1 protein-coding gene is annotated in these 796 nt (G+C 52.8%); it reads left to right on the plus strand.

Annotation, left to right across the window (positions count from 1 at the left end):
- Positions 1–567: DNA polymerase III subunit beta (gene dnaN / locus ACOCD2_RS23250; RefSeq protein ID WP_419626242.1), on the plus strand; the 567-nt coding region annotated here is incomplete at its 5' end.
- Positions 568–796: the final 229 nt, after the last annotated feature.

Below are 796 nucleotides of genomic sequence, written 5' to 3' on the forward strand. Positions count from 1 at the left end.
GAAACAGGTACTGCAGAGGATCTGGATATACAGGCTATCGTACCCAGAAAGGCGGTCATCGAACTGAATAGGCTGCTGAACAACACGGATGATGTCCCCGAAGTGGAGCTGCAATTCAGCAGCAGCCATATGCAGGTTGAGTTTCCCAATGGCAGTTTTACCACCAAGCTGGTCGACGGGCGCTATCCGGATTATGCGAAGGTCATACCAACGGCAAATACACAGCAACTTCTTGCCGACCGAGATCTGATGAAAGGAGCACTTACCCGGACGGCTATCCTGTCCAACGAAAAATTCCGGGGTGTTCGTTTCAAGGTAGAGCCCGGTGTCTTGCACTTGATGGCTCACAACCCTGAACATGAAGAAGCAGAAGAAGATCTGGAAGTGGAATACCAGGGAGAAGAACTGACCATCGGTTTCAATGTCAGTTATCTGCTGGACGTCTTGTCTGTGCTGGATGGAGACACAGTGAATATGGGGCTCATCGATGCTACCGCCAGTTGTGTAATCACCTCGAACAACGAAGATGATGGCGCACGCTATGTTGTCATGCCCATGCGTATTTAGCCCGCATCGCTCACCGATCCCCTGGTTCCGGCGTTTTTGGGCGCCGGGACGTGGCCAAGATAGACCGATAGCCCATTTCTCGTGCCAAGGTACTCGCCGAGAGAAGTAATTCTCGTGTTTTTCGCGCTCCCGGGGCTCTGGAGGATGTTTTTTCGACGGAACAGACGCGCCGGCCCCTCAGCACCGGAGTCTGATCGGTTGTGTCAACGTTGCCGGATGTAATAGGGTT

This window comes from Thiolapillus sp. (assembly GCF_048562965.1).
GTDB lineage: Bacteria > Pseudomonadota > Gammaproteobacteria > Chromatiales > Chromatiaceae > Thiolapillus > Thiolapillus brandeum_A.